The organism is Rhodospirillales bacterium (assembly GCA_023898765.1).
In the GTDB taxonomy this organism is placed as follows: domain Bacteria; phylum Pseudomonadota; class Alphaproteobacteria; order Micavibrionales; family Micavibrionaceae.
Map to the genome: position 1 here is coordinate 447,127 of CP060238.1, position 16,044 is coordinate 463,170.

Annotated in this window: 15 protein-coding genes; 8 read left to right on the forward strand and 7 right to left on the reverse strand. The window is 52.2% G+C overall.

Annotated features, from left to right (window positions below; translation table 11 throughout):
* Positions 1–343: 343 nt before the first annotated feature.
* From rho to H6853_02245, 4 genes are all read right to left on the reverse strand, one after another.
* On the reverse strand, positions 344–1,594 hold the full coding sequence (gene rho, locus H6853_02230) for a transcription termination factor Rho (GenBank protein USO04115.1): 1,251 nt from the start codon (positions 1,592–1,594) through the stop codon (positions 344–346).
* Positions 1,595–1,916: 322 nt separating this feature from the next.
* On the reverse strand, positions 1,917–2,363 hold the full coding sequence (hemJ, locus tag H6853_02235; protein USO04116.1) for a protoporphyrinogen oxidase HemJ: 447 nt from the start codon (positions 2,361–2,363) through the stop codon (positions 1,917–1,919).
* A 19-nt stretch (positions 2,364–2,382) separates the two neighbouring features.
* Positions 2,383–3,357 carry a ferrochelatase gene (gene hemH, locus H6853_02240; GenBank protein USO04117.1) on the reverse strand — a complete coding sequence of 325 codons (975 nt, stop codon included), beginning with the start codon at positions 3,355–3,357 and terminating at the stop codon, positions 2,383–2,385.
* Positions 3,354–4,409 (reverse strand): uroporphyrinogen decarboxylase, encoded by a 1,056-nt coding sequence (locus H6853_02245; GenBank protein ID USO04572.1) that lies wholly within the window; start codon positions 4,407–4,409, stop codon positions 3,354–3,356. The genes hemH and H6853_02245 overlap by 4 nt, the downstream gene beginning before the upstream one ends.
* A 411-nt stretch (positions 4,410–4,820) precedes the next feature.
* Here H6853_02245 and H6853_02250 point away from each other — a divergent pair, with 411 nt between their 5' ends.
* From H6853_02250 to dnaQ, 8 genes are all read left to right on the forward strand, one after another.
* Entirely contained in the window at positions 4,821–5,435 is a 615-nt protein-coding gene (locus H6853_02250) for a hypothetical protein (GenBank protein USO04118.1), read from the forward strand.
* 275 nt (positions 5,436–5,710) lie between these two features.
* A complete protein-coding gene (locus H6853_02255; protein USO04119.1) occupies positions 5,711–6,973 on the forward strand; it encodes a hypothetical protein in 1,263 nt (420 codons plus the stop codon).
* Between the two features lie 49 nt (positions 6,974–7,022).
* A complete protein-coding gene (locus tag H6853_02260; protein USO04120.1) occupies positions 7,023–8,069 on the forward strand; it encodes a hypothetical protein in 1,047 nt (348 codons plus the stop codon).
* A gap of 53 nt (positions 8,070–8,122) precedes the next feature.
* The gene (locus tag H6853_02265) at positions 8,123–8,992 is read left to right on the forward strand and encodes a kinase/pyrophosphorylase (protein USO04121.1); all 870 of its coding nucleotides are present in this window, start codon (positions 8,123–8,125) and stop codon (positions 8,990–8,992) included.
* The gene (gene maf / locus H6853_02270; GenBank protein ID USO04122.1) at positions 8,989–9,582 is read left to right on the forward strand and encodes a septum formation protein Maf; all 594 of its coding nucleotides are present in this window, start codon (positions 8,989–8,991) and stop codon (positions 9,580–9,582) included. Before H6853_02265 ends, maf begins: the two co-directional genes overlap by 4 nt.
* Positions 9,579–10,400, forward strand: a complete 822-nt coding sequence (locus tag H6853_02275) for a shikimate dehydrogenase (protein USO04123.1) — start codon at positions 9,579–9,581, stop codon at positions 10,398–10,400. Before maf ends, H6853_02275 begins: the two co-directional genes overlap by 4 nt.
* On the forward strand, positions 10,397–10,987 hold the full coding sequence (locus H6853_02280; protein ID USO04124.1) for a dephospho-CoA kinase: 591 nt from the start codon (positions 10,397–10,399) through the stop codon (positions 10,985–10,987). Before H6853_02275 ends, H6853_02280 begins: the two co-directional genes overlap by 4 nt.
* The gene (dnaQ, locus tag H6853_02285) at positions 10,984–11,679 is read left to right on the forward strand and encodes a DNA polymerase III subunit epsilon (GenBank protein ID USO04125.1); all 696 of its coding nucleotides are present in this window, start codon (positions 10,984–10,986) and stop codon (positions 11,677–11,679) included. Before H6853_02280 ends, dnaQ begins: the two co-directional genes overlap by 4 nt.
* A gap of 616 nt (positions 11,680–12,295) precedes the next feature.
* Here the strand turns inward: dnaQ and H6853_02290 are convergent.
* Genes H6853_02290 through H6853_02300 form a run of 3 tightly spaced genes read right to left on the reverse strand, consistent with a single transcriptional unit; the run spans position 12,296 to position 15,979 of the window.
* On the reverse strand, positions 12,296–13,609 hold the full coding sequence (locus H6853_02290; protein USO04126.1) for an FG-GAP repeat protein: 1,314 nt from the start codon (positions 13,607–13,609) through the stop codon (positions 12,296–12,298).
* Positions 13,602–14,444 carry a tail fiber domain-containing protein gene (locus tag H6853_02295; protein ID USO04127.1) on the reverse strand — a complete coding sequence of 281 codons (843 nt, stop codon included), beginning with the start codon at positions 14,442–14,444 and terminating at the stop codon, positions 13,602–13,604. Before H6853_02295 ends, H6853_02290 begins: the two co-directional genes overlap by 8 nt.
* On the reverse strand, positions 14,441–15,979 hold the full coding sequence (locus H6853_02300) for a tail fiber domain-containing protein (GenBank protein USO04128.1): 1,539 nt from the start codon (positions 15,977–15,979) through the stop codon (positions 14,441–14,443). Before H6853_02300 ends, H6853_02295 begins: the two co-directional genes overlap by 4 nt.
* Between the last annotated feature and the right edge of the window lie 65 nt (positions 15,980–16,044).

Genomic DNA, 16,044 nt, shown 5'->3' on the forward strand with positions numbered 1-16,044 from the left:
TTAAAATTCAAAGGAGCAGCTGAAAAAAGGGCCGCGCTCCATACAAAAGCGCGCCCTTTTTCTTTGCAAAAGCCGCGGAGGGACTTGCTGCAACACAAATCCGGTTTTCTACGAAACCCTGACATTTTCTCACCATTTAATCGTCTGTTTAGACAAACGCCTTATATTTTTATTTCCTTGCCGGCGTTTTTGATTGTCTTTCGTCCTTTTGTTATTAGAGCACGAATAGATGCATTATGGCAAATAATATCGTTTCGAAATTTCAGCGTATCTATTTCAAATAAAAGGAAAATTTTAGACAAAAGAAGCAGGCTGTGGCGATATTCGCCACCCGCAAGCGGTTTTACTGATTCATGGATGTGAAGAACTCATCGTTTGTCTTGGACGTTTTGAGCTTTCCAAGCAGAAACTCGGCGGCATCGACGGTTCCCATCGGATTGAGGATGCGGCGCAAAATCCACATTTTTTGCAACGTAACCTTGTCAACCAGAAGCTCTTCTTTCCGTGTGCCGGATTTTTGAATGTCAATGGCAGGGAAAATACGCTTATCGGCAATTTTGCGGTCCATGACAATCTCGCAGTTACCCGTCCCCTTGAATTCTTCAAAGATCACCTCGTCCATCCGGCTGCCCGTTTCAATCAGGGCCGTGGAGATAATGGTCAGCGAACCGCCCTGTTCGATGTTACGGGCGGCGCCAAAGAACCGTTTCGGGCGCTGCAGGGCATTGGCATCCACCCCGCCGGTTAAAACCTTACCGGAAGACGGTACAACCGTATTATAAGCCCGCGCCAGGCGGGTAATGGAATCGAGCAAAATGACAACATCGCGCTTATGCTCGACAAGGCGCTTGGCTTTTTCAAGCACCATTTCCGCCACCTGAACGTGACGTGTGGCAGGTTCGTCAAATGTAGAGGAAATAACCTCCCCGCGTACGCTTCGCGCCATATCCGTCACCTCTTCAGGCCGCTCGTCAATCAAAAGGACAAGCAGATAGGCATCGGGATGGTTGGCCGCAATGGAATGCGCAATATTTTGCAGCATCACCGTTTTACCCGTACGTGGCGGCGCCACAAGCAAGGCACGCTGGCCAAACCCGATCGGAGAGACCAGCTCGATAACGCGCTGGGTCATCGCTTTGGGATCGTCTATTTCCAGATCGATTTTACGCTCGGGATACAGGGGCGTCAGGTTATCGAAATTGATGCGGTGGCGCACCTTGTCCGGGGAATCCCCGTTAATGGAATTTACCCTCAGGAGCGCAAAATAACGCTCCGAATCCTTGGGCGCACGAATGCCCCCTTCCACGATATCCCCCGTACGCAAGCCAAAACGGCGTACCTGCGAGGGCGAAACGTAAATATCGTCGGGTCCGGGCAAGTAGTTTTCTTCCGGCGCACGCAAAAATCCAAAACCATCCTGCAGGACTTCCAGAACGCCGCCGCCCGCAATCGGTACCCCCTGATCCGCCAGCTTTTTGAGAATTGAAAACATCATGTCCTGCTTGCGCATGGAGGCACAATTTTCAATATCCAGTTCCTCGGCAAAGGCCAGAAGCTCGGCAGGGGATCTGTTTTTAAGTTCCTGTAAATTCATGATTTTTAGATTTTTTAGATTATAGGATAAAAATTATTCTCAAGTTATCGGCGAATTACCTTCGTTTTTCCGCCTGTTTTTTTAAATGTGGTGTCTTTCTTTATTTTTCTTAAAGGGCTAAACCCTCTTTGGAATAGCGCGGTTTTCCGGCGCTGAAATCATACTAAATGTCGTGAAATCCTTGTAAAGACAGGCTCGTTATAGCTACCTCTTACCATAGAGTCAAGGGGGTAAATGCCAAAAAGCACTAAAAGACAGGCCCTCCGTCCCTCACGTAGCGTTTTGAAGGTCTTTTGCCGTTCCGGAACGCCGGACAAACAGCCTAAAACGGCTTTGCAACGGCCATTAACACAATCACGATCATTAAAATTGTCGGGATTTCATTCCAGATCCGGTAAAAACGCGGATTTCTTGTATTTTCATCACGCTCGAACGTTTTGCGCCAGCGCGCATACAGTCCGTGAACCCCCGTCATCAAAACAATGGCCGTTAATTTGATATGCATCCACGGAGCTTGCAACAGGTCCGGATTCCCCCAGAACATCAAACCGCCAAAGAGGAACGCCGCAATCATTGCGGGATTGATAATAAAGCGCAGCAGGCGCCGTTCCATAATTTTGAGCGTTTCGGACAGTTCCGAGCCTGCCACAGCCTGCGCATGATAGACAAAAAGCCGCGGCAAATAGAGCATACCCGCCATCCACGCCATTACGGAAATTATATGGAGCGCCTTGATCCAGAGATAATGTTCGAGAAGAAAAGATTGCATAAAGTGTTTTTAATCTCTTTTACGTTTTGTTTAAACCCAAAACCATTCCGGCAAGGCCGCTTATAAAGGCCGGATGAACCGAAACGGCCGGCACGCGGTAAAAAGCAGGCAACCCGATTTTCCGGGCCAGTTCCTTATATTCAATATCCAGCTCTACCAGCGTTTCCACATGTTCCTGCGTGAAAGAAAGCGGGTAAACCACAACCGGAACCCTGTCAGCAGCAGCCTTTCGAAGGGCGTCTTCTATAGACGGCCCGATCCATTTTTTAGGGCCCACACGGCTTTGATAACAAATCTGCCAGTCCGGATTTTCAATACCTGTTTTTTTTGCGATTGCCAGGGCGCTTTCTTCGCATTGCCTTTGATAGGGGTCCCCTCCTTTGATAATAGATTCCGGCAAACCATGGGCCGAAAACAGAAGGCGGGGATTTTGCCGCGTTTCTTTTTTGGCGCGAACATAAACATCCGCAATATTTTCTGCCGCAGCGCCTACAAAACCCTCCTCCGTATGGTAATGGGTAATTTTTCGCGTCGGAAGGGTTAACCCGGCGTCAAGACACGCTTTTTCCCAGCTTTCAAAAGAAGATTTCGTCGTCGTCGTCGAATATTGCGGATAAAGCGGCAAAAGAATTATCCCGTCAGGTTCCCATGCCTGAACCTGCCGGGTGACTTCTTCCGCCATGGGGTGCCAATAGCGCATACAGGGAAAAACTTTGAAAAAACCGTTTCCCCCTTTTTCATTCAGGTTTTTTTCCAGCGCCGCGGCCTGCGCCTTTGTGTTTTCCAAAAGCGGGGATTTTCCGCCCAAAAATCCGTAGGCTTTCAAAGCATCCCCCTTGCTGCGCCGGACCGAGATTAACTTTGCAATGACCCAGCGGAACGGAAAAGGAAGACGGATGATATTTTTATCTAAAAAAAAATTCATCAAAAAAGGCCTGATCGAATCTGTTGAATCCGGCCCGCCAAGATTAAATAAAATAACGGCTGTTTTCATCGGAGCCTAAAATTCCTGATAATGTCGGCAAGCTGCGTAATATGTTCTGCCGGCGTTTCTTTGATAACGCCATGGCCCAGATTGAAAACGAAAGGACCGCCGGATAAATCTTCAAGAATTTTTTCCGCCGCGCGCCGCATTTCGTTTCCGCCACTCATCAGATAAACCGGGTCCATGTTTCCCTGCACACAACCATAGGGTTGCAGATGATCCCGCGCCCATTGCGCTGGAAGGGCATAATCCACCCCGATGGCATCCACCCCCGTTTGTTGAAGATAGTCTTTGCAAAGGACGCCGCCGCCACGCGGAAACCCGATAACGGGAATATCCGGATGGCGTTCTTTCAGGGATGCTACGAGAGATTTCGTCGGACCGATAACATAGGCCCGGAACATCTCCTCATCCAGAACACCTGCCCAGCTGTCGAAAAGCTGGACGGCTTCCGCGCCGGCTTCAATCTGGCGGGACAGGTAATGCAGGCTGGCGCTGGAAATGATGTCGATCAAATTCATAAAACCTTGCGGATCCCGCGCCGCCCAGGATTTTGCCAACAGGAAATCGCGGCTGCCTTTTCCTTCCGCCATGTAACAGGCAAGCGTCCAGGGAGAGCCCGAAAAACCGATAAGAGCGGCATTATCAAATCCTTCTTTTGACAATTTTTCTCTGGTTTTCGAAACCGTTTCATAAACAGGGAAAAGCGTTTCATCTATCCGGCCAACATCCAGCTTTTTAAGATCTTCCGCATTCGAAACAGGTTCCAGTCTTGGACCTTCGCCCTCCACAAAACGAACCGGTTGTCCCAGCGCATCCGGAATAACCAGAATATCCGAGAACAAAATAGCAGCATCCATGCCAAATCGCCGCAAAGGCTGAAGGGTCACTTCCGCCGCTTTTTCACTGTCATAAACCAGATCGAGAAAACTGCCTGCTTCTTCGCGAACCTTTCTGTATTCAGGCAAATAACGGCCTGCCTGCCGCATAAGCCAGAAAGGAATGCTTTGCGTTTTTTCTCCTTTCAACGCTTTTAAAATTTGTTTCTGTTTGTCTTTCATGGCAGGCATCAAAGCAGATCTATTAATATTTAAAAAGAAATAAAAAGAGGTTTTAGAAGAAGTAGAGGCTGTGAAGATCGGGGATTAGAATCTTTGCAAAATTTTATACACAAGAGAAAAAAACAAAACGTGCAGACATTCCCGCGATTCGCTTTTCTTCATCTTTCATGAATTCACACACTACAATTTTCATAGATGTCTCTTATGCACAAAGGATAAAACATCAAAAAAAAATTCAAAATTCCGGATAAAGTTTCTCCCGTTCCTTTCAACAGATTTAGTGAAAAGATTCACACAGGACCATACAGAGAACATCTGGAACGGATTTCATTTTTTCTCGAATAATTCTAATTTGACCCGAATCGATTCTTTGCTTGCGAACGACCCCCAACCTGCGTCACACTCAGAACCATGTTTCAGGATGCTTATAAAAAACTGGACGAAAAAGCGGCAGAAGATCTTTTAAAAAAGATCAATCCGAAGCTGGACATTTCGCCTTTTGATCCAAAGACAACGCAGGTCATGACTTATGACCTGTCATTCTATCCCGGATATAAATTTGTCGAAATGACCGATCACAGCATATCTCCACCGGTTCAGGCCATGGCAATTTACAAGGATGAAGATATTCATATTCTGAACTGGAGCAATGAGCCCTTTTATACTCTAAATGCCAAAGTGCCCATTCATTTGAATGAAGATAATGTTGCCAAATATGTGAAGTTTTTCTTTACCTATGTGCGCGGTCGCCACGGACGGTTTTTAATCGCCGAAACGGTGGACGATATCGAATGGAAAGAAGATCCGGCACCGGCGGCCAGAAAAGCCATCGGAAAGATGCTGGACGACATTAGAATAAGTGCCCGTGACGAAGACGGAACTTTTCACTTAAATGCACACATGATGTTCAAAAATTCGCTTTTTCAAAGCACGATTGTTGTTAAACCTGACGGAAGCGTGAGCCTGATGGATGAAGAATTACTGGTGGAAGATATGCCCGTTATAGATGATACGTTGGGACAATAAATAAAATTCGAGTGGAAATTAACCAACATTGTCCCAAAACCTTTCCATTTTTCATAATGTAAATACCCGTTAAGCCTTTCTTAAACCTGGAAAAATTTATCGCAGAGAAGAATCTTTTTATTTTTCCCGCTAGGAAATCATTAATCTTTTCCGCCCATAATTAGGGAATAGGCGCGTTCACGGCGCGACTCTTTATGAGGAAATTTCTTATAAATTTTTCTTATATGGCTTTCAGGGGGCATTAGGGACAAATGGGAAAAGAAACGGATAAACCTATGCGAAGATTCAATCCATCTTCACCGGTTCGCATGGCGTATACGCTGAATAATCGGCAGCCCGTGCTTTGTACGCTCGTGAGCGACCAGCCCTATTTTTATATAGAAGAAGATATTTTTGACGATGATGAGAGCCTCTTTAACGACGGCTTTATGAGCGAATGTTTTAACGAGCTGGAAGGCGATATTGCGGATCTCAAACATAAGATTGAAGCTTACGAACGCCTGTCTTCAGAATTTACACAGCCCTCCGACCAGTCTTTTGAGGATTTTCTGGCTGACTCGAACCGAATTTGCGGTGCGTCTAATACGCATGTGGATCCAAAAGCCAAAGCGGAAGAAATCACCGCTGCGTTGAGGCACAGCCGGATGGCGCAGGCTTTGATGGGATGCGCAGAAGATCACGGCGTTGAAATTATTTGCAGCAACCATACAAAAGAAGCCGCCTATGACAGAAAATCCGGAAAAATTCTTATCAATCCGGATTTAATACATGAAGACCAGATTTTATTGGCGGCCAGGGAACTGCGGCGTCATTGGCAGTACCGTCAGGGCGTTTTGCTTCACCCGCTCAGTTTTCATCCGGATCAGGCTATTTTGATTAACCGGGCGCAGCATGCGGATTTGTCTATTTCGATGATCCGTATTGCCTGGGAACTGCAACTGGCCGAATATAAAGAAACCTGGAAACGCATCGAAAATTCTTCGCTGGCAGATCTGGGCCGGGCCTTTGCCCGGGAAGCGTTTGTCGATTTTCGCAGCCTGAATAACGGCGCAGCATGTGCGGCTGTTTTCGAAGCGTGGTTTTTGTCCGAGCGCTGCCGCTACCATGATAAAAAACTGATTCAGATTATGCTGGCGGATTATCAGGGGCATGTTTTTGGCAGTCAGCAGGCTTCGCGCAATATTTCCATAGATCTTATATGTTCCCTGGGAGAGCAGCCCTTCGGCAAAAATTACCTTTCCACCCATGCACAAATGATCCTGTCGGACCCTGTTTTTACCGAGATACGCGATCGGTCCAACGCTAATTTCCTGTGGTTTATCAAGTTCGAGCAGTCTTTTCGGGAAACGGAACGGCATTTGCAATCCTCCGATATCAAAACCGCCCCTGAAGATCTTGAGGGGCACATAATGAATACTCTTGAGGACCGCAATCATGACTCCAACTCCGTTTCGCCCGCTTCTTCGGCAGGCTCAAACTCAAATATCGTCTACGTGTCCTTCGGCGCCCTGCCTGCAAAAAGGGACGAGGTATTATAATTGCACCGATTCAGAGCAGAATGAATCGTCTGGTGAGGAGTTTTTCGACGTGAAATCAGAGCGCTTATCACGCAAATCCGGTCTCAGGAACGTAAGTGGAAAATCATTGTTTCCGGAAGGAGACGTTACGATTTTGCCTGCGCCGGTAACGCAGGATTTTGATCTTGTTGAAGAAGAAAACGGCGTCTTCCTCTCCAATATCGACGGCGCAAATATCAAGGCGTTCAGCAATATTGACGCCCTGCCTTATGCCTTCGAAACCACCCGCGATGTTTTAGACTGGGCCTGTGCCCTTTTGCATGAGAGTCCTTCGGCGCTTTCCTTTTTAAAGGAAGCGCAGAAGTCGGGATGGCGCGTCCGGTTGGCCGATTTACCGGAGGGCGGGTTTCATCTTGACACGCAGGCATGCTTACTGGAACTGGATCATGCCGGGTTTTCACCTGCCGTGATCGGACGCAGCGCTCATTTTCGCAACGCTCTCCTTATTTCTTTTATCAAGGGTTTGCGCACCATCTGGCATGAAAACCGGCTGGAAGAGCCTGAATATAAATATACACCGGATGCTTTTCTGGCGCTGGAGCGCACCCGCGCTGCCGATGCGGATACACTGACTGTTCTTGTGGGGTGGGAGTTGCGTGGCGGCGGCTTTCCGGAATGCTGGCGGCAGATTTTAGGCTCGGACGACGGAGATATGGCGCTGGTTTTTGGTTGCGCCCTGGAGCGGAACCCTTCTTCCCTTTATAACGGAAAGGCGCTGAAAGAGGCTTTTATTCAATGGTATGAAGATGACTTGCGGGTGAATAGCAGCGATCATGCTGCGCTGGAGCGGCTTGATATGGCCCTCGAATCCTGTAGCGGCGCGGCAGGGAAAGAGCCACTGAAAGCGCGCACGATCGAAGACCTTTCCTTGTTGCCGGATGGAACCTTATACCTGCGCGGCATGGGAAGCTCTGTTTTAAAGGCTCCCGCTTTTGCAGGGCTGGATGACCCGATCAATCAGGCGCATTTATTCCAGATCGTCTATGATACGAACGTCACCATGAGCGGCGGCGTCCCGTTTCGGGATTCCTCTTTGGCCAGAAAGATCTTTCCTTAAAGTTTTTACTCCTTTTTGCTTTGCAAAGCCGCATCCGCTGATAGGATAAGGCCATGAATTCTTATAAGAAAAAAGACCCGATCCGCGCTTTTTCGATTTACCTGATTTCGGATGCAACGGGGACGACGCTGCAAGGCCTGGCGCGGGCGGCTCTTTCCCAATTTGAGGGCATTTATCCGACAGAGCGCTTTTGGCCGATGATCCGCTCGATGGCGCAGCTTGACCGCGCTATTGAAGATATCCGTGAAAATCCCGGTCCCGTTCTTTATACGCTGGTGGAGCGGCCTTTGCGTAAGAAACTGGAGAGGGTGTGCAATGAGCTGCATGTGCCCTGCATGCCGGTAATGGACCCGATTCTGCGTTCCATGTCGTCTTATCTGGGCTTGCCGACACAAGGAATTCCGGGTTTGCAGCATGCGCTGGACGATGCGTATTTCAAACGTATTGATGCTGTCGACTTTGCCCTGAGCTATGATGACGGGCAGGATATTGACGGGTTGGAAGAAGCGGACGTCATTTTGGTCGGCGTGTCACGCACCTCTAAAACCCCGACATGCATTTTCCTCGCGCGGCGCGGGATCAAGGCGGCGAATATACCGCTGGCGCCGGGCATACCTTTTCCTGAAAAACTTCTGGGCATGAAAGGCCCTCTTTTTGTAGGGCTGACGGAATCCCCGAAACGGCTGGCCAATTTGCGAAAAACGCGCCTTCAGGCGGATAAAAACGATCCGCACTATAATGAAAATGCTTATCTGGACGAAGAGGTGATCGAACAGGAAATCCGCAATGCACGCCGTCTTTTTTCAAAAAACAAATGGCCGGTTATTGATGTGACCCGCCGTTCCGTCGAGGAAACGGCGGCCGAAATTTTTGTTCTGCTTCACAAGCATAAGGAAAAGAGACAGAAAACGACCGAGGAATGAAAACAAAAAAATTCGTTTTAGCGTCCGGCAGTCAGGCACGCATCGAAATGCTCAAACATGCGGGGCTTGCATTCGACGTGCATCCGGCAGATCTGGATGAGGCCGGCCTTCAGAAAGAAATGGCCGGGCAACTTCCTGCAAAAGTCGCGGGGGAACTGGCCAGGCAGAAAGCTTTGACCGTCTCCGGTCGATATCCGGAGGCCCTTGTTGTCGGCGCCGATCAGATACTGGTCTTCGAAGGCGGGATTGTTTCGAAATCGAACTCAAAAGAAGAAGCCGGAGAAAAACTTCTGGCATTTAAGGGAAAGCCGCACCGGTTGATTTCCGCTGTCAGTGTTTGCCGGGATGGAAAGGAAGTGTGGTCGCACCGGGACGAAGCGCGGCTTTTTGTAAAAGACTTTGACGATAATTTTCTGGAGGAATATTTGAAATATGCCGGGGATGCCCTTACGGGTTGCGTCGGGGGATACGCGCTGGAGGGCCTTGGAATCCGTCTTTTCGAAAAGATCGAGGGGGACTATTTCACAATTCTGGGCCTGCCGCTTTTGCCGCTTTTAAATTTTCTAGACCGGGAGGAGGCGCGCGCATGAGCTTTATCAAAACCGGCGTGATCGGGCAGCCTGTCGCGCATAGCAAAAGCCCCCTTATTCACGGCTACTGGATTGAAAAATACGGTCTTGCGGGCACGTATGAGGCGCTTGAAATTCCGCCTGAAAATCTGGAAAGCGGTGTCCGGAAGCTTATAGAGGGCGGATATAGCGGATTTAACGTGACCATTCCGCACAAGGAATCGATGTTAAGCCTGTGCGACGAACTGGATGAAACGGCGCGCGCCATCGGCGCGGTAAATTCCGTTGTGATAAAAGATAAAAAGCTTTTCGGGTTCAATACGGATGCTTTCGGGTTTGTGGAAAATATCCGCCGGCATCAACCGGCATTTGATTTTACAGCCGGAGCGGCCGTTGTGCTGGGCGCGGGCGGCGCGGCGCGGGCGGTCGTTTACGCCCTGTTGCAGGAGGGCGTTCCTGAAATTGTCCTGACAAACCGGACGGAAGAAAAAGCGCGGAAGCTGGCTTCCATGGCGCCGGAGCGGGTGAAGGTCGCCGATTGGGAAGACAGGGAAGAGGCTTTGAAACAGGCCGCCTTGCTTGTCAATACAAGCTCTTTGGGCATGGCGGGAAACCCGCCTTTGGAATTGTCTTTGGATTATTTACCGCCCGCTTCCCTGGTTCATGATATTGTGTATGCGCCGCAAATGACGGACTTGCTGACCGCTGCGAAGGCACGCGGAAATGAAATCGTGACCGGCATCGGGATGCTTATCCATCAGGCGCGGCCCTCTTTTGAAAGCTGGTTCGGTATACGGCCGGACGTGACGGAGGAATTGGAAAAACTGGTGCGGGCATGATCGTATTAGGGCTGACAGGGTCGATCGGGATGGGCAAAAGCACGGCCGCCGCCATATTGCGCCGGATGGGGGTCGATACGCATGACGCCGACGCCTGCGTGCGTAAAGCGCTGGCTCCGGGCGGCGCGGGATTTGAAGAAGTCGCGGTGACGTTTCCGGCCTGCTGGGATAAAAAGCATCATGTCATCCGGCGGGACATTCTGGGCGAGATCGTTTTCAAAGATGAAGAAAAGCGAAAGAGGCTGGAAGAGATTTTGCACCCGGTCGTCCGGCAGGATCAGGAAGCCTTCCTGCGGCGGCAGAAAAGCCTCGGGCGAAAGACGGCGGCGCTGGACATCCCGCTTTTGTTCGAAACGGGGGCGCAGGCGCGGGTGGATTACACCCTTCTGGTCAGCGCCCCGTTCCATGTGCAGCGCGCGCGCGTCCTGGCGCGGGCGGGCATGGACGAAGACAGGTTCCTGGCGATTATAAACGCGCAGATGCCGGACGGGGAAAAACGCTGCCGCGCCGATTTTGTGGTAGAAACCGGAATGGGCTATGCTTATACGCAAAGGGCTTTGAAGAAAATTTTGAAAGGCATCCGATGACCCGCGAAATTGTTCTGGATACGGAAACGACCGGCTTCGACCCGGAGGAAGGGCACCGTCTGGTCGAGATCGGCTGCGTCGAGCTGGAAGGGCACATCCCCACAGGGCGCACCTATCACCAGTATATCAACCCGGAGCGCGACGTGCCGGCGGAGGCGGTGGCGGTGCACGGGTTGACGCAGGCGCGGCTGAAAACGGAGCCGACCTTCGGCGAGATCGTCGGCGATTTTCTGGATTTCATCGGCGAGGCGAAACTGGTCATCCACAACGCCGAATTCGATATGAAATTTTTGAACGCGGAGCTGAAGATTTTCGGCTTCCCCCCGCTTCCCTTCCGCCGGGCGGTGGACACGCTGGTGATGGCGCGGGAGAAATTCCCCGGCTCCCCGGCCAATCTGGACGCGCTGTGCCGGCGCTTTAACATCGACAATACGAACCGCACGCTCCACGGCGCGCTGCTGGATTCGGAGCTTCTGGCGGAAGTCTATATGGAGCTTCTGGGCGGGCGGCAGCAGGCCCTCGGGATCGAGGAAACCCGCGCAGGTAGCGGGGCGGCGCAAAAAGAGGCCGGGGATGCTTCGGACGCCCCGGCGCGCCCCGTGCGGGCGGCGCGCTCCTTCCCGGCATCGGCGGAGGAACTGGAAGCGCATCAAAAGATGATGGAAACGCTTTCGGGCGCCGCGGCGAAATAAATATAGTAATATTGCTTAAGAACCGGACATTGCAAAAACCGGTAAATCGTTTTCACCACGAAGCTTAAGAAGCTGATGAAGAAACACGAAGCCGTTGTTTGAAGAAGAAAAACTTCGTGAAATTTCGTATCCTTTGTGGTCTTCGTGTTATAGCCGTTCCGGTTAAGAATCCTGCACTTTGTCATTCCCCGCCCCCGTTCGTGGCCGGGGGTAAACTCCGGCGGGGAATCCAGGGGAAAAAGCACTGGATCCCCCGGATAAACCGGGGGATGACGGTGAAGGAGGGTTAACGTAAAGGCGCGATGCTCTAACCCCCCGGTAATCCTTCGCCCGCCCAGCCGCCGCTTTTCCTTGCGCCAAAGCGGGGCATCGCTGCTCTCTCCCATCGGGAGAGGGGTTTTTCAGGAGAGGAGCGGCGGATGCGCCTTGAACCGTTCGTGATGCGGGGCCGGCCATCAGGGTGTTCCTTCCGTCATTGCGAGGAACTGCGAGCGCAGCGCGGCAGGACGAAGCAATCCAGAGTTTTTACTGGATTGCCGCGCTCCCGGCTTTGCAGGGCGAAGCCCGCTCCGCCGGGCAAAGCCCTGTCGCTCGCAATGACGGGGACGGCAGGTCTTTACGGCACGCAATCCATATAGAGGGCGTCATTCACCCCGAAGCCGTCTTTCCCGGGCGCACCGCTGAAAATGCTGAGCCCGTCCGTGTCAACGCCCGTTCCAAAATTGGCATTTGCGGCCCCCACTATTATAGAATCTCTCGTCCATGTGGTGCCGGAGCGGGTAAAAATATGGGTACGTCCGTTCTCACCGACACCAGATACGTAATATTTAGGCTCCCCAATAATCAAGAGATCGCCGGAAATACTGACATCATATCCGAAATTCGCGTTGGTGTACGGATCATCAGAAATCAGTTTGGCCTGCTGCGACCATGTGGTGCCGGAGCGGGTAAACACATAGACGCTGCCGGCGCCGCTCTTGCCACTAATATTATCGTTACTTGCCCCCACCACAACGGTATCGCCGGAAATCGCAAGCTCATTTCCAAAAACACCGGCGGGGGCGGGCGACGGGGTTAATGTGGCTTGCTCCGACCATGTGGCGCCTGCGCCGGTATAAACCCGGATGGTGTTGTTGTAGTTGGCGACGAAGGTATCCCCGTCGAGCGCAATTACTTTTCCTATGTAATAGTTCCAGCTGGCGCCGGTCATGGTATATTGCAATGACCATACGCCTGCAGAACGGGTATAAACATAGATGCGCCCGAAATAAGACGGATCGCCGAAGCGGTTGTCTCCAGTTACGATTGTGTCGCCGTCAATTGCAACGTTCGTGCCTCCAAAAGAGTCAGGGATTCCAAGGAGCGCGGCGCCTTGCTGCGACCATGTGGTGCCGTTGTAATAATAGACGAATGTGCCGTCTCCTCTGCCGACGACGACTGTATCGCCGTCTATATCAACAGGTTTACGCCCTGATATTGCTGTCCCTAACACCTGATTTTCGCTCCATACACCGCCGGTGCGCTTGAAAAAATGGAGAGGATAGCCGTTAGTCCAGTTTGTTGAACTAGACACGGCCCAGTTTCCGTCTACTGCAACAAAGGATCCAAGATAATTGTCATACGGGCTGCCAGTATACGCCAGATTTTGCTGCCCGCCTGTGCAGCAAGTCAGCGTTTCGATATTGAGGGGCGCGTTTTCGAGGAAGGAAGAGCCGCCGGTGCTCCATTCATTGGCGGTTTTGGTCGGCGCCATCAGGTCGTTGCCGCTGTTATTGGTAATTGCCGTGCAGACGCCGTGCTCGTTAATGGTGATGGTGCCCCCGTTGGGGATAACATATTCCTCGGCGGCCTGCGCGCCGCCCGGCAAAAGGGTCAGGGACGCCAGCGTGGCCAGGGTCAGAAACAAGGTTTTAAGATAGCGTTTATTCATGTTTCGGGCCTCCTTCTTTTAGGATGTCTATTTTATGGCGCAGGGCTTCAATCTGCGCCTGCTGCGCTTTAATCTGCACGTTCTGGGTTTTGACCGCCTCAATCAGCGGGGCGAGGAACTGGTCGTAATCCACGGCCTTCATGCCGGTGACCTCGTCCGTGTGGACAGCCTCGGGCATGACGGTTTCGACGTCCTGCGCGATCACGCCGTAAGCGGGGCTGCCGTCTTTTTTCCAGGTGTAATGTTTCCCGCTGATGGCTTCCAGCAGGTCGAACGGATTCGCAACCGTTTGAATGCTGTCTTTCAGCCGTGCATCGGAAGAGTGCAGGAACGTATCCGCCGTCACGGTGCCGGCATTGTTAATATCGTTTGTCGCCATATCAAGGTCTGTTGTGGCGGTATGGTTGCCCAGATTGTCCCCGGCCGGTATGTCGCTTGTGCAGTCGATGAACGTGCCGCCGGCATTGGCGGTGCACCATTTGGTGGCGGTCAGGGTGCCGACCTGCGGGTCGGTTTCCGAGGGCACGACGGCCTGCGCGATCCAGTCGGTGCCGTCCCATGTCAGGACGTCGTTCACCACCTTGCCGCCGGTGCTGACATCCGAGAGATCGTCAAGAACGGATGGGGCGACGGCGCCGCTCATGCCAATCCAGTCCGTATCGTCGCAATATTGCAAAACAGAGCTGTCGACATTATAGAGCATGTCCCCGGCCGCTCCGACGGGGTTTGCACAGGCGGCTTGCGCCGGCGTTGCGGACAACATCGAGAAGGAAGAGATCGCGACGATCAAAGTAGCCGAAGCGGTCAGGAGCGTTTTAAACATATTGGTTCTCATTCTTCTGCCTCCAGCGCGTCGATGTCGCGCAGCAGGGCTTCAATCTGCGCCTGCTGCGCTTTGATCTGCCTGTTTTGGGTTTTGACCGCCTCGATCAGCGGGGAGAGAAGCTGGTCGTAATCCACGGCCTTCATGCCGGTGGCCTCGTCCGTATGGACGGCCTCGGGCATGACGGTTTCCACGTCCTGCGCGATCACGCCGTAAGCAGGACTGCCGTCCTTTTTCCAGGTGTAATGTTTTCCGCTGATGGCTTCCAGCAGGTCGAACGGATTCGCAACCGTCTCGATATTGTCTTTCAGCCGCCGGTCGGACGTATGGACGTAAGACGTCGCGGTAATGGTGCCGGCATTGTCAATGTCGTTTGTCGCCATATCGAGGGCCATTGTCGCGGTGTGGTTGCCCAGATTGTCCATGGCGGGGCCATCGTCTGTGCAGTCGATGAACGCGCCGCCGACCTCCGCCGTGCACCATTTGTTGGCGGTCAGGGTGCCGACCTGCGGATCAGTTTCCGTGAAGGGGTTCGCCAGAGCGATCCAGTTGGTGCCGTCCCATGTCAGAAGGTCGTTGAGGGCCTTGCCCGTCGTATCGACGTCACCCAGATCGTCAATGACGGCGCCGGAGGCCCCGCCTGTCGGCGCGGCAATGCCGGAGCGGTTTTCGGCGCGGAAGATATCTTCCATGTACAAAGTAGACTTCACATGCAGCGGGGACTGCATCTGGACGAAGGCCGCCGCGTTGGAATAAATATCGTCCGTTTTTATGGCCATGAACTGCCCGACGCCCGCAATGCCGAGGCCGGCGTCATAACCGATGGAGGCCGTGCCGGCCCCCTGGCTGCCCACGACTTCAATGTCCTTACCGCCGATTTCGGCGATTTCCGGCGATCCGCTCTTGAGATTCCACAGGCCCCCGGAGCCGGAAGCCGCCTCGGCATAGGTGTAGCTTAAAATCAGGTCGTCCGACCCGTTTTTGTTCACAGGGGTGGCTGTCGGATAGGCGTTACATACGGTCTGGAAAATCCGGTCCGGCCCTGCCGAAACAATGGCAAGTGCTATGCCCGTCTGGGTGTTTTCCCCGGCAAGACGGTTGTTGGCCGCAACCGGGTCAATACAGTCCGCGCCCGTATCGCCGATCGTGGTTCCGTGGTCCCAGACACAGTAGCCGTAATTGGTTTGCCACGGGTCCTGAAGCGCCGCGCCGATACTGGGGGGCAGCTGTCCGCCGCCGGTCGGGTTGGGGGTGGCAACGACAAACTGGATGGGCTCCACATGGCCGTCACTGTCGCAGTCCCCGCCGTTTGCCGCATTAGCCGAGGCCGTGAGTGAAAGTTTTCCAGAGGCAATCATGTTGTTTTCGGCAATCGTCCGTTTGGTAATTTCGGACATCGCGCGCACGGGGCCTTTCATCACCGTCATGGAAGCGGCCCCTACCGCGCCGACAAGAGCTACGGCGCCAAACATGGTGAAGAAAATGTTCCCGGATTCCCCCCATCTTGATCTTGCGCCGTTTTGTTTGTTGAAAAACCGCTTTACCATGATTTTCTTCCCCAATGTCCCCTGATTGCTTTTGTCCCGTATACAAAGCACCATTTCATATGTTT